Genomic DNA, 22,196 nt, shown 5'->3' with positions numbered 1-22,196 from the left:
GTTAAAAAATATAGTCTAATTTCTTCTATTTATACACTTTACACTTCCTGTATGTACTTTTTTTCCTCACTCCTTTAATATTTAGCCATTGATAATGATTATTAATGACTACTCTTTATACATTATATAACGAAAAATCGAATATAAAAGTTTCATTTTTTTGAACGTTTTAACGAATGTTCACAAAATGTTAACATTTCCAACACTCCCTTTATATCCTGTTAAATCTTAAATTGTACGCTGCACTTATACATGATAGTTTTATATTTAGACAACATAAGTAAGTGGTGATATTTTTTGTTTAAAAAATTTCTATTATTATTTTTACTCCCTTTCTTGTTAGTAGCTTGTACTCAAAAAGAAATAACAAGTCAAAATACGGAAGGCAACGAAATTCCTGTAACAGTAGAAACTGTTTCCGTTCAAAACATTACGAATTCCATTGAGTTATCTGGTGTTGCAGTACCTAGTGTACAAATGCCCCTATTAACTACTTCCCCTCTGACGGTTGAGAAAGTTCACGTTCGAATTGGAGATCGTGTTAAAAAGGACGACCTAATCGTTACGTTAGATTCTTCAACTGCAAAAGAACAAGTCGCTCAAACAAGAGAAGCGATAAATGAACTAGAAAATGCATTATCTAAAATGAAAGAAGTGGAAAATATGGCGAGTAATGATACTCTTCTTTCTGAAATACCCAAACTCCAAGAGGAATTAAACCAATCTCTACAAAAATCTCAAAGCCTGTTAGACGGTGTTGAGACTGGAGCAGTCACCTCACTAGATTTAATTCAAAGTTCAATAGAAGTAATGATAAAACAAGCACAACTTTCGTCTGTAGCTAGTCAAGTTCAACAAATACCAACCTTTAATACAGCAGAATTAGAAATGCAATTAAAACAAGCACGCCAAAGTTTGAGACAAGCGGAGCAATTAGAAGAACTAACACGCATCACAAGTCCAATTGATGGCATTATATCAGAATTAAATGTTATAGAAGATGGAATTGCGACGCCACAATTACCGATCGCTACCGTTATTCAACTTGATACAATTAATGCAACCTTTGCTGTGAATAGTTATCAAGTTAGTAGTTTATTACCTGGGCAAAATGTAACCTTAACTTTTCAAGGTGTATCTGACTCGTACGAATCGTCCATTGATGTCGTATCACCTACTGTTAACCAACAAACAAATATGTTTACCGTTACAGTACCTGTAAGTAATACAGAAGGGAAAATATTAGGTGGAATGCGAACTACTGCAATTGTAGATATTGATGAATTAGAGGCCCAAACTGTAGTGCCCATCGAAGCAGTCCTGTATGAAGAAAATGAACCATATGTTTTTGTAATTGAAAATAATAAGGCGGTTCGAAGACAAATAACAGTTGGTTTCAGAGATGATAAAGTTATTCAAGTTATGGAAGGTTTATCCGAAGGTGACATAGTCGTAACCTCTGGGAAGGAACGATTGAAAGATGGTTCTGAAATTTTAATTCAAGAAAGTGGACAAGATTCATGAATATAGCAAAGTTATCCGTTTTAAGACCAATAGCAATGTCTATGGTTATTGTTCTCATGCTTATATTAGGTGGAGTAAGTATGAGAGGAATGCCTGTGGATTTATTTCCTGAATTAACATTCCCTATCGTGGCTGTTACGACAACGTACGAAGGGGCAGGTCCAGAGGAAATTGAAAACTTAGTTTCAAGCCCTATTGAAAATGCGATGGGAACTTTACCTAACGTAGAATCTGTTACTTCCATTTCTCGGTCTGGAGGTTCACTTGTACTAGTCGCCTTTGAATGGGGTACAGATATGGATTTTGCTTCACTCGACATGCGAGAAAGAATCGATTCGGTTCGTGACTTTTTACCAGCTGGTGCGAATACACCGAGAGTTCTACGGTTTAATCCTAGTGATTTACCGATTGTTCAATTAGCTGTTACCGATCCGACTGGTGAAATGACAAAAGCAAAACAATTGGCTGAGCAAGAAATTGTCCCTGTTTTAAATAATGTTGATGGGATTGCATCCATTTCTGTTGAAGGTGGGGCTGCGAACGAAATACGAATTACGTTAGATCCAAATAAATTAAATTCTTATGGAGTAACGTTAGATCAACTTCAACAAATTATCGCCTCTGAAAATTTAAATTTACCTGGAGGGGCCCTACAGGACCAAAATCAAAATTTACCAATAAGAATAACTGGACAATATGAAAATATTTTTGACGTTAAAAGTCTTCCAATTCCAACTAAAAACGGAGTAATTACACTTGATGAGCTTGGTGAAATAATAGAAACATTAGAGCCAACGACTCAACTTAGTTACTTAAACGGGGAGCCTGCTGTAGGTATTTCTATTTTAAAACAATCAGGCTCTAACACAGTTACTGTAGCAAATGATATCGAAAAACAAATAGAAGAAATGAAAAAAATATTACCAGAAGGGGTACAAATAAAATCAATCTTTAACCAGAGTGATTTTATTGAACAATCCATTCGAGCAGTAGCAACAAATATGATTGTTGGTAGTATACTTGCAGCACTAGTACTTTTTCTCTTTTTAAGAAATGTACGAAGCACATTAATTATCGCCTTCTCGATTCCTATATCTATCGTTACTACTTTTATCTTTATGTATTTCACAGGTCAAACTCTCAATTTATTAACGCTTGGTGGATTAGCATTAGGTATTGGTATGATGGTCGATAACGCGATTGTTATTTTAGAGAACATTTATCGCCTACGCCAAAGTGGATTGTCTTTAAAGGATGCCGCAATTAAAGGGGCTGGGGAAGTTGGACCTGCTATCGTTGCTTCTACTTTGACGACCGTAATCGTCTTTTTACCGATTGTATTTGTTGACGGCTTAGCAGCTCAATTGTTTAAACCACTCGCTTTAGTTATTTCTTTTTCATTACTAGCATCTTTATTTACAGCTTTAATTATTGTACCTTTATTTTCTTCCCTTCTTTTAAAGGTGAATAAAAAGCAATCGAATTTCGAAGAAAGGTTTTCTACTTTTACTCAATGGTACAGACGTGTATTACAATCAGCACTTAAACACCCAAAAAAGACGGTTTCGCTCGTTTTATTTCTGTTTTCTATTTCACTAATAGGCATTCCGTTCTTAGGAAAAGAATTTTTACCTCAACAGGACCAAAGTTTTATTTCTATGTCGGCTAGGTTGCCAGAAGGAAGCGCTTTAGAAGCAACTTACGCTGTTATGGAAGATATTAATGAACAATTACAAATGTTAGATGAAATAGATTCTACGTTTATTACAGTTGGCGGAGCTGATAACTTTTCCGTTCGAGCAGGTACGCAAACGAACCGAGCAAATTATAGTATTTTATTAAAACCTGTAAATGAACGGAATAGAACAGATATGCAAATAGCAGATGACATTAGGCAACGTTTAAAAAACATTCCTGGCGCGGATATTTCAATTTCATCTAGCGATTCCGGCTTTTCATCTCATCCTATTTCATTAAGCATTACAGGACCAGAATTAAACACTTTAAAAGGTATAGCAGATGATGTCATTTCTATAATTTCAGAGGTAGACGGTGTAAGAGAACCTACTTCTAACTATACAGAAGGGAACCCTGAAATAGTTGTTCAGCTTGATCGCACAAAAGCTAGTCAATACGGGATAGGTAGCGCTCAAGTAGCAATGGCTGTTTCGAACGCTACTAGAGGTATTGTTGCCTCTCAACTTGCTCGAGACGGTGAAGAGTTAAATATTCGACTTGCATTAGAAGATACATATACTCAATCTATTGAACAGCTTGAAAATTTACTTATTACAACACCACTCGGTGAAACGATTCCGTTACAAGCTGTTGCTAGCATTAGTCGCGGACAAGGGCCAACGCAAATTACGAGAACAAATCGTTTACGGGAAATAACGGTAAATGCCCATATTGTAGATCGTGATTTAGGCAGTATTGTAGACGATATTGAAAAGGAATTAAGAGATAGGATATATTTACCAACAAACCAATACAAAATCTCGTTCGGTGGTCAAGACGAGCAAATGAACGATGCTTTCTTTAAGCTGGGAGGAGCTCTACTTCTAGCAATCGTTTTAGTGTACATGGTGATGGCCGGCCAATTTGAATCTTATTTCTACCCTTTGATCATAATGTTTTCTATTCCGCTAACGGCAATAGGTATAATTACTGGGTTACTCTTAACGAATCAACCTATTGGAGTTGGCTCACTCGTCGGGATGCTCATATTAACCGGAATCGTCGTTAATAATGCGATTGTATTCGTAGATTATGTCAACATATTAAAAAAGCAAGGTCTTTCAACGACAGAAGCAATTTTAGAAGCAGGTCCTACGAGAATACGACCAATCTTCATGACTGCACTAACAACTATTTTAGGTTTAATTCCTTTAACGATTGGAATTGGAGAGGGAATGGAGATTCAACAACCAATGGCAATTGTTATCGTATTTGGTTTAAGCTTTGCAACGGTGATTACTTTAATTTTCATCCCAGTCGTTTATTACCTATTTGATCAATGGCGAGAAAAAAGAAGAAATGCTAAAGATCAAATAACAGCCTAATTTGTATTGGAGGGGAAAATACAATGATCAAAAAAGGCTTATTTGTTTTCATCCTTCTCTTTGCCTGTTTTATCATTTATCCTGCAGCCAACGCTGAATCACCAAGAAACATTTCGTACATTGCCATCGGTGATTCATTAACTGCAGGTTACGGCTCAACAGAACATAATTATTTAAGAATTAACGGTTTTGTTCCACAGTTTGTTTCCTATTTAAGAGAAGCTAACGAAGTAACAGTTGAAAATTACGGGATACCTGGAATATCAAGCATAGGGCTACTCACATACCTACAAACAGATATAGGCTTGCAAAACCGACTAAAAGGGGCAGATATTATTACACTTTCTATTGGGGGTAATGATTTTTTACAAACAATTAGAGCCCTACCAAATGTTGAAGAACGTGAATTAAAACAGCGAGCGCTCTTGTTAGAACAAACGTATAATGCATTATATGCTTTTTTACGTGACTTAAATAAAGAGGCTCAAATATATTTAATCGGCCTATATAACCCATATCCAGAGAATCATCCGTTACGTGAACCTGGAGTTAGATATGCGGAGGCCTTTAATGAGCAGCTAGAAAAACATAGTAAGAAAGATAACACGTTTCTAATTAACCCTTTGCAACCTTTTTTTAATAAGGAAACTACGTATACGCATATAAAAGAGGACGACATCCACCCTACAGATGAAGGATACACCATCATCGTGAAAGAGCTTATTAAACAGTACGAGGAATTCAATCAAGAATGAAGAAGTTAAGGCTCTCCAAAACATTTAGACAGTGGGAAACGATTCGTTTTCCCACTGTCTTTGTATTAATAACTAACATACGTGCAATATTTAAACCTATTCTATTTTAATGTGTTAGATGTAAAAAGTTCTAAAAGTCAGTCTCTACTGACTTTTAGGACATCCCTCGTTTATATTTGCCGTAGCATATCGTCCTCATTATTTTCATTATATGTTAATACCTTTTCAACAGCTTCATATGATTCACCATACAGTTGCTTATCTTTGTACGTATGAATTTGTTCATACATCTTTTTCATACCATTGTATATCGTTTCCTCATCTTCGTTTGTTGGAGACCAATACAATATTTCCATTTGATTCACTTCGTTCGTTGCTAAACTACGACGTCTATACCCGATAGAGGACGCATGCTGAAATCCTTCACGTTTGTAAAAACGCAACCTTTTTTCCGAATCAGAATCTTCATAATCAATTGGTTCCACCTCTAAAATAATTGGTTTATTTTTATTTTTTAGTTTTTCAATAAGTTTTCTACCTAACCCTTGTCCTCTTGCGTTGCTGGACACGAATAAATAGTCAATAAAAATAAACTGTTCGAACTCCGCATACATTAATACGTGATGTTCTCCTTCATCTTTATGATAAACTTCCCCTTGCTCTTTTAATAATAATTCCATATGTTCCTTCGACTTCATTTCCTCTATTGGAAAATATTGGTTTAGTTTTTCATACCAATTCACAGGTTAGTTAAACTCCTTTCTACCTTATATATATGTGAACGTAAAACAGATTCGTGCTTATAAATGTTAATATCCCCCCTTTCTTTTCCGGTAAACATGCAATACAATAAAGATAAGAGGTAAAGATTTTAATTCCTAAAAATAGTTATTAAAAAGATTTTTACATAAAAAGGGGATGGAATTATGCTTGATTACTTTATCGATTTTACAATTGTGATGGTGTTAATTATTGCGATAACTGCTGTGATGGGTGTTCTTACAAACGGTATTGGGGAAAGACTTTTTGGCGGAAAAAAGAAAACAGTCGTTGCTGATAAATCAATAAGTATCCAAACAGGTTGGAAAAATGTTGGGGGAAAAAACAATAATTAACGGGGCTGTCCTAAAAGTCAGTAGAAACTGACTTTTAGGACTTCTTTTGTTCGTGTCCCTTATTAGGATTTCAAAATTTCATTAGTTATTACTACAAATTGTGTTTATTCTTTATACCATGAAAACCTACTTTCTGAATGAAATCCTTACAAACAAAACAGTGGAAAAACAATTCGTTTCTCCACTGTTTTGTGACTTTTTGGTCAGCCCCTAGTCATTATTCGGTTTATAGGTAACACCTGACGTATACCTATTTCCAGCATTCCATAATAGAAATTCATGAATTCCATTATCATTTAATGCGCGAATTTGTGCTTCTACTTCAGCTTTTCCGTACGGAATATAATTCCCCGCACCTAACCATGTCGCTGTAAAGTCTTGAATCCACGGTCTTGATATTGGTCGGTTTTCTAATTGATCTAGCTTTGCATTTTCAAGCTTCGCATATTCAGCAACAAGCTTATATGGCTCTAGGTCTGGTTTCGGAATTCCGAAATAGGCGGTCCAATGACTTGGATATATCATTGATGAAATGACGTCTACATGCTCGGAAATTTTACTGAAGTTTTGGCCAATGCCAGGAGCTTCAGGTAACGTTGCTGTATAACCAAATATATCTACACTTACTTGAACGTTATATGGCTCTAATCTTTCTTTTGCATATTCAACGAAGTTTGTAACTGCTTCCACTCTCTTTTGAACATTGTCTAATTCCATGTCTTCATAATCGCCAAGACTATATTTTAAATCTTCATCTCGCTTCTCAAAACCTTCTGGAAAACGAACGTAATCGAATTGTATTTCTTGAAATCCTAATTTTGCTGCTTCAATTGCAATGTCAATATTATAATCCCACACTTCTTTCAAAAATGGATTTACGAAAGCTTCTCCTCTTCGATTTAGCCATACTTTATCTCCATCTAAGAACGACCATTCAGGTTTCATTTCTGCAATTACACTATCTTTAAAAACAACAATACGACCGATTGGATAAATTTGCTTTTCCTCTAACGTAGCTATCATTTGATGTGGGTCTTTAATATATGGTTGTGCAATATTAGAAAAAGGTGAACCTTCATCAGGTAAGTAAGTTAAATAGCCATGGTCATCTTTTATATCAATAACCATCGCGTTTAAATCTGTTGTGTCCATTAAATCCAATAGGCTTTCAAATCTACTTCCACCAGCTGAATGACCAGTAACATATATTCCTCTAACAGCATCTGGATATTCAAAAACATGACCAGAATCAAATGCAAATCTTTCCATATCATTCGGTATTTCACGTAGTTGAGTCATAATTGGTTTTAACTGATGTGTTGTTATCCTTTTCACTTCATCTGCTGCGTTTTTTATTGGAAAGAGTGTAAGGAGCAATACGATAGAGACGACGATCGATAATTTTTTTTCCATTTTTATCCCCCATTTACTTTGCTGCTACCTCTATTATAAAGGATACTCGATATTATTTTATGTATTTCAACAAAATTCTTCAAAAAAAACGAAGTCCAATTAAAGGTATTACTTTTACTTTTTATTGAAAATTTATAATAGTATTTTTTATTATTCTATTGTAAAATATATTAGATATTAATAATATTTTAAATATTACTATAAATAAAAAAAAACGACCTCGAATAATGAGATCGTTACAATAATTAGTTGCCATATTGTTTTTTATATTCTGCGTATTCTTTTTCCGAACATAGTACAAGATGACCAGGTTTAATTTCACGTAATTTTAATTCCTCGTCTTTTGAATAATTGTGCATTTTCGGATCATATGCAATACGTTTACGTTGGCGTTCTGTATCAGGATCTGGTTGAGGTATTGCAGACAATAGTGATTTTGTGTAAGGGTGAATCGGATTATTGTATAACTCCTCACTCGTTGTAAGCTCTACAATTTTACCGAAATACATAACTCCAATACGATCACTAATGTACTTAACCATGGAAAGGTCATGGGCAATAAATAAGAAAGTTAATCCTTTTTCACGTTGAAGTTCTTTTAATAGATTAACAACTTGCGCTTGAATAGAAACATCTAGTGCTGAAATAGGCTCATCAGCAATGATAAATTCCGGCTTAACTGCTAACGCGCGTGCAATTCCGATACGTTGTCTTTGTCCACCACTAAACTCATGTGGGTATCGGTTAGCATGTTCTTTGTTTAAACCAACCGTTTCTAACAATTCATGAACTCTTGCTAATCTTTCTTTTTTATTACTTACCAAACCGTGAATATCTAATCCTTCTGCAATAATATCAGCAACCGTCATTCTTGGGTTAAGGGATGCATAAGGATCTTGGAAAATCATTTGCATTTTACGGTTAAATTTTAGTAAATCTTTTTTAGATTTTTTACCGTGTACGTTTTCACCTTCAAACAATACTTCACCGTCAGTAGCATCGTAAAGACGGATGATCGTGCGTCCTGTTGTAGATTTACCACAACCGGACTCACCTACTAAACCTAACGTTTCACCACGGTAAATATCAAAATTTAAACCGTCTACTGCTTTAACCATGTTAGGTTTTCCGACGTTGAAATATTGCTTTAAGTTTTTTATTTCTACTAGTTTTTCTTGCGTAGCCATTTATTCAACACCGTCCTTTACCATAACAGGCTTGTCATAATTGTTTGGCATATTGCGCTGACGTTTTTTAACCGCTAGTGGTGGTTGTACGTCTGGAGCATTTTCATGTAATAACCAAGTTTTAACGTAGTGTGTATCAGACACTTTAAACATTGGCGGTTCCATTTCATGATCAATTTGCAGTGCAAACTCATTACGCGGAGCAAATGCATCACCTTTTGGTGGATCTAATAGATCTGGTGGTGTACCCGGTATCGCATAAAGTGCCGCTTCTTTCAAATCTAAATCTGGCATGGAACTTAAAAGCCCCCAAGTGTATGGGTGACGTGGGTCATAGAATATTTCATCAACAGTTCCCATTTCAATAATTTGGCCAGCATACATTACTGCAACTCGATCTGCTACGTTCGCAACTACCCCAAGATCATGGGTGATAAATACGATAGAAGTATCAATTTTCTTTTGTAAATCCTTCATCAAATCAAGAATTTGAGCTTGAATTGTTACGTCCAACGCTGTTGTTGGTTCATCTGCAATTAATATTTTTGGATTACACGCAAGAGCGATCGCAATTACAACCCTCTGCCTCATACCACCAGAAAATTGATGAGGATACTGTTTGAAACGCTCTTCCGGCATTGGAATACCAACAAGTCTTAATAAATCAATTGCTTTTTCTTTTGCCGCACCTTTGCTAAGTCCTTGGTGTTTAATGATACCTTCCATAATTTGTTTTCCTACAATCATCGTTGGATTTAACGATGTCATTGGGTCTTGGAAAATCATCGAAATATCTTTACCACGGATTTTTTGCATTTGAGATTCTGTTAATTTTGCTATATCTTTACCATCAAATAATATTTCTCCTTCTTTAATACGAGAATTATTTTCTGGTAATAAGCGCATAATTGTTTTTGTTGTAACAGATTTACCCGAACCTGATTCACCAACAATTGCTAACGTTTCTCCTTTTTTCAAATCAAAGGATACACCACGGATTGCCTTTACTTCACCACCGTACGTATCAAAAGAAACGTGTAAGTTATTTACTTCAAGTATTTTTTCCATTATTGTTCACCTACCTTTATGACTAATCTTTCATTTTAGGGTCTAGTGCATCTCGCATACCATCAGCTACTAAGTTAAATGCGATCATTAATAAACTGATAATGATTGCAGGGAAGATCATAATATGAGGGAAAATCTGCAACGATTTAAATCCATCATCAATTAGAGTACCTAAAGAAGCCATTGGTGCTTGTAACCCTAAACCGATAAAGCTTAAGAAAGCTTCAAAGAAAATCGCACTTGGGATGGTAAACATAGTATTGATAATAATTACTCCTACTACGTTAGGTAGTAAATGTTTAGAAATAATTCTATTATTCGTAGATCCTAACGTTTTAGACGCTAATACGAACTCTTGACCTTTTAGCTTTAATATTTGGCCACGAACAACCCGGGCCATACCAACCCAACCGGTGATGGTTAAGGCTATGGTTATCGCTATAATACCTGGTTCCATTACTAGGATCATCAAAATAACGATAACAAGGTTCGGTATTCCTACTAGTACTTCAATAATACGTTGCATCACGTTATCTACTCGTCCACCATAAAATGCGGAAATACCACCGTAAGCAACACCAACAATCATATCAATTACTGCTGCAAGTAACGCGATATAGATAGAGATTCTAGTACCAGTCCATACACGAGTCCAAAGGTCACGGCCTAGTGCATCTGTTCCAAACCAGAAATAATCCTCTACCCCTCTTGCTTCGTACATATCTACACCGTTTTTCGTTCCGTCTAGTATTCCTAAATTCTCAATAACTGGAATTTTCGGAGGTAGATTTGATCTAGTTAAGTCCTGTTCTTTAAAGGTATATTCATTCATAAATGGCCCAAAAAGTGCCAAAAATCCGATAACAATTATAATGAATACACCAAAGATTGCAGCCTTATTTTTCTTTAGGCGAATCCAAGCTGTTTGCCAATAATTTAAACTCGGTTTAGTTATTTTTTCACTACTATTAGGATCAATAGCTGCCGGTTGAAATAAATCTTTATTTAAGTTTTCATAGTTGTTTTTCATTATTTCTTACCTCCAGCTAAGCGAATACGCGGGTCGATAACTCCATAAAGAAGGTCAACTAATAAAATTACGAAAATAAACAATGCCGCAAAGAATAGCGTAGTCCCCATAATTACAGGATAATCTAATGTTTGAATGGAAATTACGAACTGCTCTCCTAAACCAGGAATAGCAAAGATTTTTTCAATTACTAGAGTACCTGTCATTAAGCTTACTGATAAAGGTCCTAATACCGTAACAACCGGGATTAGTGCATTACGAAGGGCATGTTTATAAGCAATATCAAAGGAAGAAGCTCCTTTTGCTCTTGCTAATGTAATATAATCTGACCCTAATACTTCAATCATTTCTGTTCTCATAAAACGGGATGCAATCGCAATTGGGAACATTGCTAATGCAATCGTTGGTAATATCGTATACTCCCATCCATTCCAAAAGGCGACAGGGAACAACCTTAACTGTACTGCCAAATAATACTGTAATAGCCCTGCAAATACGAAGGATGGAATAGATTTTCCAATTACAGATAGGATCGTGGATGAGTAATCAATCCAAGTATTTTGATTGAGTGCTGCTACCACCCCTAAAAATATACCTACTATCGTTCCAACTACTAACGCTTGAAAACCTAATTGTGCTGACGGACCGATTCGTTGACCGATAATTTCTGTAACAGATCTATTATCGTATTGAAAGGATATACCTAAGTCACCCTTTAATAAACTGCCCATATATTTTGCATACTGCACAGGGACAGGGTCATTCAACCCATACTTTTCTTGCAGTATTACTTTTTGCGCATCGGTTAGTTTTTCTTGCATCGTAAAAGGAGTACCAGGCATCAATTTCATTAAGAAAAATGTAAATGAAGCGATTAAGAATAAAGTAATGAACATATACAGTAATCGCTTTAAAATGTACTTTGCCATTAACCGCACCTCCTGTTAGATGTATTGTAAAAGTATGAAAATTTTCTTTAAAATGCGAAAATTTCAATATAAGGGAAAAAGAGAGTATATGTACTAATATACTCTCTTTTCTCCACTTTCGAAAGAAAATTAATTATTCTGATATAACTTATTCCTTAGTTTTTACCAGTGATATAAGTCCACTTGTAAGTGAAATCTGGACCAAAGTTATGTTGGTATACGTTTTTCACGTATGGTTGCCATAATCTAGTTGTACCACGTTGGTAAAGAGGTACAATTGCTGCATCCTCTTCTAATGCAATACGCTCAGCTTCTTGCATTGCTTCAAAACGAGCAGCTGGGTCATTTGCATGAGTTGTCATTACATCGTTAATTAATTGGTCATATTCTTCGTTAGAATATCCCATCTTGTTATTTCCACCATCTGTAACCCAAAGGTTAGCAAATGAGATTGCATCTAAATAGTCTGGACCCCAACCTGCAACTTGCATGTCATAATCTAATTGCTCATCAAGTTGTAAGCGTTGTGCGAACGGTACTTCTTTAAGACGAATAGTTAAACCTGGTAGGTTAGTTTCGAATTGGTTTTGGAAATACTCTTGCATTCTTTTCGCAGACTCAGTATCGCCACCAAGAATTTCTAACGTTACAGAATCTACACCTAATTCATCTAAACCTTGTTGCCATAATTGTTGTGCTTCTTCTACATTGAATGAGTTAAAGTTACCGTATTCATCACGGAAGTCTTCCCCAGTTTCTGGGTGAGTTACGAATCCAGTTGGGATGAAATAATCAGCCGGGATAGATCCATTATTTAAAATAATGTTCGTTAAGTTTTCTTTATTTACAGCCATTGCAATAGCACGACGAATGTTTTCGTTTGCTAAAGCTTCATTTCTAGTTTGGTTAAGCTTTAACCAGAAAATAACTGGTTCTAATTCTTGTGTTAAGTTAGGATCATTTTGGAATTGAGTAACGAACTCAGAAGATAATCCTGGTGAAATATCAATGTTACCAGTTGTGTAAAGGTTAACACCAGTAGATACTTCTTTAACAACTTTTACGTTAATTTCATCTAATACTACCGTTTCAGCATCCCAGTAGTCAGCATTTTTCTTCATTGTCCAACCAACTTCATGCTCCCAGCTATCAAGTACGAATGGACCGTTATAAATTAAATGTTCTGGTTCTAATGCGTATCTGTCACCTTGTTCTTCTACGAACTCTTGATTTTGAGGGTAGAATGTTGGGAATGTCATAAGTGATAAAAAGTATGCGACCGGTTGCTCTAATGTTACCTCTAGAGTGTAATCATCTAATGCTTTAACACCAAGTTCTTCAATCGGAAGGTCTCCGTTTGCAACTTCAGTAGCATTTTGGATTTTACCTGTCATCATATATGGACCGTATTCAGATCCTGTTTCAGGGTTTACAGCACGTTGCCATGCAAAAACGAAATCGTTTGCAGTAACAGGTGTCCCGTTAGACCAAACAGCATCTTCACGAAGAGTGAATGTATAAACTGTTCCTTCTTCATTTACTTCATGAGTAGTTGCAATACCTTCTACGATTTCATCGTTTTCATCAAGACGATATAATCCTTCGAATACGTTGTTCATAACGTTAAAAGCAACTGCATCTGTTCCAAGTACAGAATCCATTGTTGGGATTTCCGCACTTTCTAAAACGTTAAGTACTTGTGGTCCAGTAGGCTCTCCTTCACCTGCTTGTTGATCAGTACCTGTCCCACCATTTTGTGCATTGTTATTTCCGCCAGCACCACATGCTGTTAAAAATAAACTAAGTACAAGAGAAAAAGTTAAGAACATCAAAAATTTAGACTTTTTCATTTTGTTTATCCCCCTTCTAAAATTATGTCGATTTGTGTCGCTGTTTGAGGTAACGAATTTTATTATACAAGTTTTCTAAACATTTTGCATACATTTTTTTTACACAAAAGTAACAAAGTACTGTTATGACTACCTTCATAGGAAATAAAATAGTTCTTTAGACCTATATATTTTAGTGTGCTAAATTACTAAACACCCCTCACCCTAGCCTAATGTTACAAAGATGTTACAATAAGTAATTCTAACCTTATAGTGTATCATTTGTATTTTTATATACGTTTTTGTACAATACTTTTTATAACAATTTTAAAGATGTTACGTTTAGGAAACACACTATGTTGTTTGTTTTACGAACGTTACAAAAGTAAGGAGTTTTATACTAATGCTCGTTAAGCATTTGCGACAAAGTACGATATACTTTCTCATTTTTTTAGCACTCACATTACTTATTAGCCTTGTCTACTACCGAACAATCAATTTGCTCACTTTTATTAATACTTCTTTTGCTGTATCAAGTGTAATGATTTTTGTATCGTTGTTTGTTTTTATTACTCAAAAAGGCTTCTTTGATGGAATTACATATGGATTCAGGAGAATTTTTGCAACAAAACAAGCATTAAAAGAAATGGAACATGATGTCCGTAATATGCGACCTCCTTCCGAATTAGCGGCACCAATTAGATTAACTACGATGTTTAGCGGGGCTTGTATATTGTTTTTATGCATGATGTTTTCTTTATACTTTTTCTATAACTTTTAATGAGCACTTTCAAGTAGAAAAAGCTCACATTATCGTGAGCTTTTTACCTAATATGACTTTAGCTATTCATGTACTCTAAAACAACATAACCTACTGATTTTGCGGCAACGAGAATAGCTTCTTCATCGATATCAAACTTAGGATGATGATTGAAATATGGTGTAGTTACTCCTTTTGGTGTACAACCGATATAAAAATAACAGCCTGGAACCTTCTCTAAATAGTACGCAAAATCTTCTGATGGAGACATCATAGGGAATTCTGTTATTTCTTTAATATCTGCATCTGCCACCTCTTTCAAAGTTTCCGAAACAAAGGTTGTCAATGTTGGATCATTATATAGCGGTGGATAGTCTCGTTCATACGTTAGTTCACAATTAACTCCAAAAAGTTCTTCTATTCCTTTCACAATACGATGAATTTCTTTCTCAATAATTTCTCTCGTTTCATTGTTGGAATAGCGAATATCCCCTTCTATTTCAATACTGTCTTTAATCACATTAAAGCTTCCTTTACCATCAAACGATCCAATTGTTACAACGCCCGCATTCATTGGGTCAACTCTACGGCTAACAATAGTTTGCACTGCTGTTACGAAATAAGCACCTGCAACAATCGCGTCATTTGCCTTATGTGGCGATGAGCCATGTCCACCACTTGCCTGTAAGTTTAGTTTAAAATAGGATCGACCATTAAAGGAGTAGCCACTACGATAGCCAACAGTCCCTGCAGGTGCGAGCGGTAATACATGGATGCCGAAAATTGCATCTACATCATCTAAATGTCCCTCTTCTACAATGCTTTTTGCTCCTCCAGGTGGAACTTCTTCTGCATGTTGATGTATGATTTTTACCGTTCCATGTAGCTTGTCCTTTAATTGAATTAGACAGTCCGCTAAAACGAGTAGATAAGCTGTATGAGCATCATGACCACAAGCATGCATAACACCATCATTTTTTGACTTAAAAGGAACATCCAATTCCTCTTTTATCGGAAGCGCATCAAAGTCAGCTCTTAATGCAACAGTTTTACCAGGTTTTTCACCTTTAATCGTAACAACTATACCCTCCCCATTACCTGCATTTGTAACGATCTCAACATCTTTTCCACTATAAAAACTTGCTATATATGCTGCTGTTTTTTCCTCTTGAAAGGAAAGTTCAGGATTTTCATGTAAATAACGACGAATATCAATCATTTCATTTTTTCGTTCTTCTAACATCGTCATCAATTGTTCTCTCATAAAAAGGTCCCCTTTCATTACTTTGTAGGAGGTAAAATGGATTACCTCCTACTTTTTTTACTTATCTATCCAGCTAATTTTTCTACTCTTTTTTCTTTTCTAGAAGCGTTTGGAACAAGAATAATGATCGATAATAATGAAACAGCTGCGAAAATAACGTTCGTGATAATTCCGACTGTTGCGGATACATGAACTGTACTTACTGCTGCTACAGTACTATAAACCGTTGCAGAAATGGCAATACCAAATGCATTACCTAATGAACTTGCCATTTTATAAATACCTGAAGCTTCTCCGACCTTATCGTCTGGTGCTGCCGAAACAGCAGTATCAGTTGATGGAGTTGCATACATTCCTAAACCTAAACCGAAAAGGATAAATCCGATGAAAACCATTGCTGTGTAAAGGAATCCTGGTAAAAATGTTAATCCCATTAAAGCAACACCGACTAACGTAATAGCTGAACCCCAAATCATCGGTTTTTTGGCACCTGTATTTTGCATGATCTTTTCACCAACACGAATCATACCTAAAACCGCTATTAAATAACCGATAGAAAGTAAACCAGATTGAAATGCAGTAAAACCGCGACCTACTTGTACATACGTATTAGCAACGATTAATGTCCCTGCTACAGCATTTAATAAAAAGTTTGAAATGGTTGCTCCCGTATATGGTTTGTTTTTAAATAATTCAAAATCAATAAGAGCATTTTTCCTTTTTGCTTCGTATTTAACAAATATGATAACTCCAAGAACGGATGCTACTCCTAATAATATTGTTGGTAAACTTGTCCAACCTAAGTCAGCACCTTGTGTTATTAATATGTTAATCGCTAACATCGTAACGATAAATATCCCTAATCCACCGAAATCGAACTTAAATTTACCTGTTGTTTTTGCTTTGCTTTCTGGTACCTCTTTAATTAGCCACATCGCTAAAAGTGCGAAAATGATAGAGAAAATGAATATCCATTTCCATCCCATATATGTTGCAATTGCACCACCGGCAAAAGAAGTAATACCAGAACCTCCCCAAGAACCGATAGACCAAAAACTAAGTGCACGTTGTCTTTCAGCACCTTCAAAATATGCTTTCATTAAAGCAATAGTAGCGGGCATGATACAGGCAGCAGATAAACCTTGCAGTATACGACCAATAATTAGTAATGTTGCCCCTTGTGCAAGTACTAAACATAATGAACCGATTACACTTAAAATAAGACCAATATACGTAATTTTCTTTCTTCCCATTCTATCAGCTAATCCACCTGCAACAACAATGAACATACCGGAAAAGAGAGAAGTTAAACTTATCGCTATATTTAATGCCCCTAGTTCAATACCTAAATCGGCTTGGACCGCGGGTACGATATTTACCATCGCTTGAGCAAATAACCAAAATGTAATAACACCAAATACAATACCTGCAATCATCTTATTCGTACCTTTATAGTTGGTAGCTTCCATGATGATCCTCCTTTAAAAATAAGAATATTGTTTCTTAGAGTAATGATTACTTGAATTTTTATTTAATAAGCAGCTTATTAACATACTTTTATTTTAAAAGAGATAATGAAAACGTATAAGTTATTACTTGCTCAGTTTTTCACAAACTCACACCCACTTCTTTATCACCAAATTAAATAGGTAAAAAAATGACGGCTATTTTTTTACCAATATAAATAGAACCAATGCTCGACACATTGATTCCTTCATAATAGTACTGCTTACGTGATTATTTTACGTATTTCAAAAAAATGGATTGCGTTAAAAGTTAAATAGGAATAAAACGACCACTCTTTGTCGAAGGACTTATCAAAGATTTCCAAGGATGGTTGACTAGTTTCGACGATATATTGAATCACTTCTTCATCAATACCATATTTACTATTTAAATTTCGCCATTGATTATAAAGTGCTCCGTGCTCCTTATCAAAAATATGTTTTCTAATTTGATACTCACCTGGTTCAAGATTTGATATCGTGACGTGAATATCTTTATTTAACTTCTTTAACAATGTTTCTTCCGTCGAATAATAAGGATTCACATTCGTATAGTTCATTAATACGAGCTGATAACCCCATTCATTTTCCGTCATGACATATTCGTTACCTTTTACAATTATTTCGCCTTGGAGTCTCCGCAAAAATTGTAGGGCAAAAAACGCTGGGCGCTTTCCACTAAAATAGTGATAAAGCTCCATTCCTTCCATACTAATTCCTCTGTTTTTCACTCGATTTTCATGCAGTTCTGTATTAATCCAAAAGCCAATTGATTCAACTTCCTTTGCAACCTCAAGAGCACTTTTAAAAACTAGCGCTCCGCGAAAAAATGTACCGTTTGTATAGCGAGTATTACCTGTCAACGTATTCCAGCTGACAAGGTGTAGTGGCTTTTCTTTATGATTTTTTCTTATATAGTTTTTAAACTTACCGGTTTTTTCGATTATATAGTTTTCCGCTAGCGCAAACCTCTCATCCTCTAAGTTTTCAAAATCTATTATTTCATTTTGGTTCGTTTCATAGCCAAAAAAATCGATTGGAACGTTCTTTTCTAATATCCACTCATGTTTTTTATTAGCTTTTTCATCCCTATAGGAAAAAGGAAAAAACACTCCTACATTTGTTTTAGGTATGAGACGTTTTATTGTTTGATACAACTTTAAATAAACACGGCTCATCTCCGCTTCACTGACAACGGTTGTAGCAGGTTCATAAAACATAAATTTCCAAGATTGCAAAAATGATCTCCCATTTACATTAAGACAATGCTTTAGGACGCCCTCTAGTTCTTTAAAATACTGCTGTTCATTTTCTGTTATTTCTTGATAATCTACACTTATAAATAAGGAGATTCCATGTTTTTGTAGGAAGGCTAGTGCAAAATCAGCATTATAATAAGGAGAAGTTGTTGCAACATCTTCGTCTGTTTCTACCGCAGGTGTTATCGTTGAACCATAAATTAGTCTGCTAACAGATACATAGTCTAATCCTAAATATTTTTTTGTCATTAACAATTGGGATCTGACGTCTTCTCTTAATACTTCTTTTAATTCCCCAATAGATAGACTATGGTTAGGAGTCACAATTTCTTCCTTTTGGTTTTTGTATAGTGAAACATCAATGATTAATTCCTCTGAACGCCACTCTGTATTTTCAAAAGAATCTATGACGTCCTCATTAAGGAAGATTTGCAGCTTTTTCAAAATATCCCTTGATTGCTTTAGTTCTAACGTATCTTCATGACTATGAATTTTTACAACATCCGTTACACTTTTTTGATGTTTTTCTCGATAAATTTTTGGTGTGTCATTATATGTTTCTTTAAATAAAGTCGTAAAAGATTTAGCACTTGGAAAACCATTATCAATAGCAATCTGTCCAATAGGATGCGACGTATACAGCAAATCCTTCACTGCATGATTAAGTCTTATTTTCGTTAAATAGCGATTAAAACCAATATCCATTTCTTGCTTAAAGTAACGCGATAAATAACTCGCTGAAATATAAAATTTCTTAGCCGTATCTTCTAGTGTAATTGCTTCTCTAAAGTTTTCTTCTATATATGTAATGACTTGTGTAATACGTGGATTATCTAAATTATGTTTTTCCGTGCTTAGCGCTTTTTGTTTAAAGCCACGTATTAAAATTAATAATATTTTACTTAAATAGGACTGCATTTCAACCTTATAGCTTTCATCTCTTCGATAATTAGAAATTAACATCTCCGCAAGCAACTTTCTTATAGACTTAACTAAATGTACGCGACCCATATCAATTTCTTTAGAAAAGCATTCAAAGCGATAATCTTTATAAGCTGGGTAGTATTTATCCATATATTCGTTTGATAGAGTAACAACTACCACTTTATTTTTATTATTACTCTCAATTTGATAAAGTTGATTTTGATTAATAACTAATAAATCTTTTTCTTCTAACGTATAGAAACGGCTATTAGTTTCGACTGTTAGTTCCCCGTTTATTAGCATCATAATTTGGAGACCTTGGTTTAACTTCGGATTTAATAATTGAAATTCTTGTAAGCTTATTGAATAATCAGTTTCTTGAAACATTTTGTTTCCTCACTTATTTTTTGTTTTTTCAACCTTAAACCTTTTTCCGTTAACAATTAAAGGAATTATATTACTTTCTCCCTTGCATTTCCTTTTAAGACTATTTATAATATATAAAAATAACATAAAAAATTAAATAACCTAGCAATGAAAAAGGCGTAGTACGGTTTATCCACTGATTTTTAGAGAGCTTGTGGTTGGTGAGAACAAGCATCAAGGTAAAACGGAATTGGACTTTCGAGCTATTTAACGATTAAAGTGATCTTGCGGCATTGTCTGTAAGATAACAAGGGTGGCACCGCGGTTCATTCGTCCCTTTTTTAGGGATGAATGGGCCTTTTTGTATTTGTATTAATTTTTATAAGGAGTGTTTTTACTATGAAAACTATATTCTCTGGGATTCAACCGAGTGGTAACGTTACGTTAGGAAATTATATTGGAGCTATGAAGCAGTTTGTGGAATTACAAGATGATTATAACTGCTATTTCTGTATCGTTGACCAGCATGCGATTACCGTTCATCAAGATCCTCAACAGTTAAGAAAAAGTATTAAAAGCTTAGCAGCTCTATACGTAGCAATAGGACTAGACCCTGAACGCGCAACACTGTTCATTCAATCAGAAGTACCAGCACATGCCCAACTTGGCTGGATTATGCAATGTGTTGCGTACATTGGTGAACTGGAACGAATGACTCAATTTAAAGATAAGTCACAAGGTAGTGAAGCAGTTTCAGCTGGATTATTAACATATCCTCCATTAATGGCTGCTGATATTCTTCTATATAATACAGATGTTGTCCCAGTTGGCGAGGACCAAAAACAACATTTAGAGATTACACGAGATTTAGCGGAGCGATTTAATAAAAAATATCGAGAAGTGTTCACAATACCAGAAGTAAAAATCCCTAAAGTTGGAGCTAGAATTATGTCGTTACAAGAGCCAACTAAAAAGATGAGTAAGTCAGATCCAAATCAAAAATCGTTCATCACCTTGTTAGATGAACCAAAGCAAATTATTAAGAAAATTAAAAGTGCTGTAACCGATAGTGAAGGCATTGTAAAATACGATAAAGAAAATAAACCTGGTGTATCTAATTTACTATCCATTTACTCTATTTTAGCTAACGTAACAATTGAAGAATTAGAGCAAAAGTATGAAGGAAAAGGGTACGGTGATTTCAAACAAGATCTAGCTAACGTTGTAGTAGACGCATTGGCACCAATTCAAGAAAGATATAACGAGCTAATAAACTCCGACGAGTTAGATCAAATTTTAGATGCAGGCGCTGAAAAGGCAAATAAAGTAGCCTTCAAGATGATTAAAAAAGTAGAAAAAGCGATGGGACTAGGAAGAAAAAGATAATATATATTCTATTAAAGCAAAATAGAGCGATGCAATTTTGGCATCGCTCTTATTTTTAGTTTACTTTTGGCTGTTGTTCCATGTCCCACAATTTTTCAAAGAATGGTTGTCCTTTTATAATATGTTCGCACAGCTCTTCGTGTTTCTCTGTCCAACCACTTTTTAATTCCGAATATAGCTGTTCCCATACTTCATGAAAATCCATACATTGAATCATTTCGTATGACACTGGATTCCATTCTGTATACCAATATCTTATTTCTGCTGTATTTTTCGTAGTTTTTAATTGATCTAATGCCATAAATAACAATTGTTTCAATTGTCTTTCTTTTCTAGTCAATCCTTTCATCATATCTGGTGAAGGCGACAGAATGTGATATTCTTTATTATTTACACCGTTGAAATCGTACTTTTCTACTTCATGGTTTTCTACCATATCGTAAACTAGTTGTTCTTGTCTTGGTATTAATCTGCTTTTTCGTATCGGTATGTTATAGCCGATCGTATCTACTGCTAATATACCTTGTCCATCTGTAACGATAAAACAATAGTCTTGCTGAATCCGTTCATGATTTTTCCTAATGTAGCTCTTCTGAAAAACGTCTTCTAGTAATTTCGCAGGAAGCTCTTGTAAATCATTTTCGATATAATGGAATAAAACACTTTCTACAAAAAGTAATGGAACTTGATCTAGTAACTCTACGCTGTCTTCTTTTCTCCATTCATGAAAATGACAAACATTATAGCCATTCTCTTCACCTTCAAACCAATTCACCCAAACATCATGGAGATATAACATGACTAACCCCTCACTTTATTT

Annotated in this window: 17 protein-coding genes and 1 other annotated feature; of the genes, 6 read left to right on the top strand and 11 right to left on the bottom strand. The window is 35.0% G+C overall.

All coding sequences use genetic code 11. The annotated features are described in order from the left end of the window. Window positions 1-297: 297 nt before the first annotated feature. From O1A01_RS06425 to O1A01_RS06415, 3 genes are read left to right on the top strand one after another with little or no spacing between them, the layout of a single operon-like run. Entirely contained in the window at window positions 298-1,524 is a 1,227-nt protein-coding gene (locus tag O1A01_RS06425; protein ID WP_066416609.1) for an efflux RND transporter periplasmic adaptor subunit, read from the top strand. Then, complete coding sequence (locus tag O1A01_RS06420; protein WP_066416611.1) at window positions 1,521-4,586, top strand: efflux RND transporter permease subunit; 3,066 nt, start codon at window positions 1,521-1,523, stop codon at window positions 4,584-4,586. The genes O1A01_RS06425 and O1A01_RS06420 overlap by 4 nt, the downstream gene beginning before the upstream one ends. Window positions 4,587-4,609: 23 nt before the next feature. Then, complete coding sequence (locus O1A01_RS06415; protein ID WP_066416614.1) at window positions 4,610-5,341, top strand: SGNH/GDSL hydrolase family protein; 732 nt, start codon at window positions 4,610-4,612, stop codon at window positions 5,339-5,341. A 170-nt stretch (window positions 5,342-5,511) separates the two neighbouring features. Here the strand turns inward: O1A01_RS06415 and O1A01_RS06410 are convergent, their stop codons facing one another. Beyond that, window positions 5,512-6,084 (bottom strand): GNAT family N-acetyltransferase, encoded by a 573-nt coding sequence (locus O1A01_RS06410; RefSeq protein ID WP_066416616.1) that lies wholly within the window; start codon window positions 6,082-6,084, stop codon window positions 5,512-5,514. A 183-nt stretch (window positions 6,085-6,267) separates the two neighbouring features. On the opposite strand from O1A01_RS06410, the gene O1A01_RS06405 reads away from it, so the two are divergent. Next, window positions 6,268-6,456: a hypothetical protein gene (locus tag O1A01_RS06405; RefSeq protein WP_066416618.1), complete on the top strand. Its 189-nt coding sequence runs from the start codon at window positions 6,268-6,270 to the stop codon at window positions 6,454-6,456. 210 nt (window positions 6,457-6,666) lie between these two features. Here O1A01_RS06405 and O1A01_RS06400 read toward each other — a convergent pair whose 3' ends face one another. The 6 genes from O1A01_RS06400 to O1A01_RS06375 all read right to left on the bottom strand — a co-directional run bounded on the left by O1A01_RS06400 (window position 6,667) and on the right by O1A01_RS06375 (window position 13,933). After that, window positions 6,667-7,869, bottom strand: coding sequence for a putative glycoside hydrolase (locus tag O1A01_RS06400; protein WP_270065805.1), 1,203 nt, complete (start codon window positions 7,867-7,869; stop codon window positions 6,667-6,669). 245 nt (window positions 7,870-8,114) lie between these two features. Beyond that, entirely contained in the window at window positions 8,115-9,056 is a 942-nt protein-coding gene (locus O1A01_RS06395; RefSeq protein WP_066416623.1) for an ABC transporter ATP-binding protein, read from the bottom strand. After that, window positions 9,057-10,124 (bottom strand): ABC transporter ATP-binding protein, encoded by a 1,068-nt coding sequence (locus O1A01_RS06390; protein WP_066416626.1) that lies wholly within the window; start codon window positions 10,122-10,124, stop codon window positions 9,057-9,059. Window positions 10,125-10,146: 22 nt separating this feature from the next. Next, complete coding sequence (gene opp3C, locus O1A01_RS06385) at window positions 10,147-11,154, bottom strand: oligopeptide ABC transporter permease (protein WP_066416628.1); 1,008 nt, start codon at window positions 11,152-11,154, stop codon at window positions 10,147-10,149. Continuing rightward, window positions 11,154-12,083: an oligopeptide ABC transporter permease gene (opp3b, locus tag O1A01_RS06380; protein ID WP_066416631.1), complete on the bottom strand. Its 930-nt coding sequence runs from the start codon at window positions 12,081-12,083 to the stop codon at window positions 11,154-11,156. Before opp3b ends, opp3C begins: the two co-directional genes overlap by 1 nt. Before the next feature lie 155 nt (window positions 12,084-12,238). Then, a complete protein-coding gene (locus O1A01_RS06375; protein WP_066416633.1) occupies window positions 12,239-13,933 on the bottom strand; it encodes a peptide ABC transporter substrate-binding protein in 1,695 nt (564 codons plus the stop codon). Window positions 13,934-14,315: 382 nt separating this feature from the next. Between O1A01_RS06375 and O1A01_RS06370 the strand changes: the two genes are divergently transcribed. Beyond that, complete coding sequence (locus tag O1A01_RS06370; protein ID WP_066416635.1) at window positions 14,316-14,693, top strand: DUF3899 domain-containing protein; 378 nt, start codon at window positions 14,316-14,318, stop codon at window positions 14,691-14,693. A gap of 58 nt (window positions 14,694-14,751) precedes the next feature. Here the strand turns inward: O1A01_RS06370 and O1A01_RS06365 are convergent, their stop codons facing one another. The 3 genes from O1A01_RS06365 to O1A01_RS06355 all read right to left on the bottom strand — a co-directional run bounded on the left by O1A01_RS06365 (window position 14,752) and on the right by O1A01_RS06355 (window position 20,011). Further along, the gene (locus tag O1A01_RS06365; RefSeq protein WP_066416677.1) at window positions 14,752-15,936 is read right to left on the bottom strand and encodes an amidohydrolase; all 1,185 of its coding nucleotides are present in this window, start codon (window positions 15,934-15,936) and stop codon (window positions 14,752-14,754) included. A gap of 65 nt (window positions 15,937-16,001) precedes the next feature. Beyond that, window positions 16,002-17,405 carry an MFS transporter gene (locus tag O1A01_RS06360; RefSeq protein ID WP_066416638.1) on the bottom strand — a complete coding sequence of 468 codons (1,404 nt, stop codon included), beginning with the start codon at window positions 17,403-17,405 and terminating at the stop codon, window positions 16,002-16,004. Window positions 17,406-17,665: 260 nt separating this feature from the next. Beyond that, on the bottom strand, window positions 17,666-20,011 hold the full coding sequence (locus O1A01_RS06355; RefSeq protein ID WP_270065804.1) for a helix-turn-helix domain-containing protein: 2,346 nt from the start codon (window positions 20,009-20,011) through the stop codon (window positions 17,666-17,668). Between the two features lie 138 nt (window positions 20,012-20,149). After that, window positions 20,150-20,331, top strand: a binding site (T-box leader). Window positions 20,332-20,389: 58 nt separating this feature from the next. Between O1A01_RS06355 and trpS the strand changes: the two genes are divergently transcribed. Beyond that, window positions 20,390-21,376 (top strand): tryptophan--tRNA ligase, encoded by a 987-nt coding sequence (gene trpS, locus O1A01_RS06350; RefSeq protein WP_066416642.1) that lies wholly within the window; start codon window positions 20,390-20,392, stop codon window positions 21,374-21,376. Window positions 21,377-21,431: 55 nt separating this feature from the next. Here the strand turns inward: trpS and O1A01_RS06345 are convergent, their stop codons facing one another. Further along, window positions 21,432-22,175, bottom strand: a complete 744-nt coding sequence (locus tag O1A01_RS06345) for a YjbA family protein (protein WP_066416645.1) — start codon at window positions 22,173-22,175, stop codon at window positions 21,432-21,434. Window positions 22,176-22,196: the final 21 nt, after the last annotated feature.

It is taken from the genome of Sutcliffiella sp. NC1 (assembly GCF_027594365.1).
In the GTDB taxonomy this organism is placed as follows: Bacteria; Bacillota; Bacilli; order Bacillales; family Bacillaceae_I; genus Sutcliffiella; species Sutcliffiella cohnii.
The sequence above is the reverse complement of the archived record's forward strand: the minus strand, read 5'-3'. Positions and strand labels throughout refer to the sequence as shown.

Coding starts and splice junctions, on each gene's coding strand:
- O1A01_RS06420 (WP_066416611.1), top strand. CDS start 1,521: ATGAATATAGCAAAGTTATCCGTTTTAAGACCAATAGCAATGTCTATG.
- O1A01_RS06415 (WP_066416614.1), top strand. CDS start 4,610: ATGATCAAAAAAGGCTTATTTGTTTTCATCCTTCTCTTTGCCTGTTTT.
- O1A01_RS06405 (WP_066416618.1), top strand. CDS start 6,268: ATGCTTGATTACTTTATCGATTTTACAATTGTGATGGTGTTAATTATT.
- O1A01_RS06400 (WP_270065805.1), bottom strand. CDS start 7,869: ATGGAAAAAAAATTATCGATCGTCGTCTCTATCGTATTGCTCCTTACA.
- O1A01_RS06395 (WP_066416623.1), bottom strand. CDS start 9,056: ATGGCTACGCAAGAAAAACTAGTAGAAATAAAAAACTTAAAGCAATAT.
- O1A01_RS06390 (WP_066416626.1), bottom strand. CDS start 10,124: ATGGAAAAAATACTTGAAGTAAATAACTTACACGTTTCTTTTGATACG.
- opp3C (WP_066416628.1), bottom strand. CDS start 11,154: ATGAAAAACAACTATGAAAACTTAAATAAAGATTTATTTCAACCGGCA.
- opp3b (WP_066416631.1), bottom strand. CDS start 12,083: ATGGCAAAGTACATTTTAAAGCGATTACTGTATATGTTCATTACTTTA.
- O1A01_RS06375 (WP_066416633.1), bottom strand. CDS start 13,933: ATGAAAAAGTCTAAATTTTTGATGTTCTTAACTTTTTCTCTTGTACTT.
- O1A01_RS06370 (WP_066416635.1), top strand. CDS start 14,316: ATGCTCGTTAAGCATTTGCGACAAAGTACGATATACTTTCTCATTTTT.
- O1A01_RS06365 (WP_066416677.1), bottom strand. CDS start 15,936: ATGAGAGAACAATTGATGACGATGTTAGAAGAACGAAAAAATGAAATG.
- O1A01_RS06360 (WP_066416638.1), bottom strand. CDS start 17,405: ATGGAAGCTACCAACTATAAAGGTACGAATAAGATGATTGCAGGTATT.
- O1A01_RS06355 (WP_270065804.1), bottom strand. CDS start 20,011: ATGTTTCAAGAAACTGATTATTCAATAAGCTTACAAGAATTTCAATTA.
- trpS (WP_066416642.1), top strand. CDS start 20,390: ATGAAAACTATATTCTCTGGGATTCAACCGAGTGGTAACGTTACGTTA.
- O1A01_RS06345 (WP_066416645.1), bottom strand. CDS start 22,175: ATGTTATATCTCCATGATGTTTGGGTGAATTGGTTTGAAGGTGAAGAG.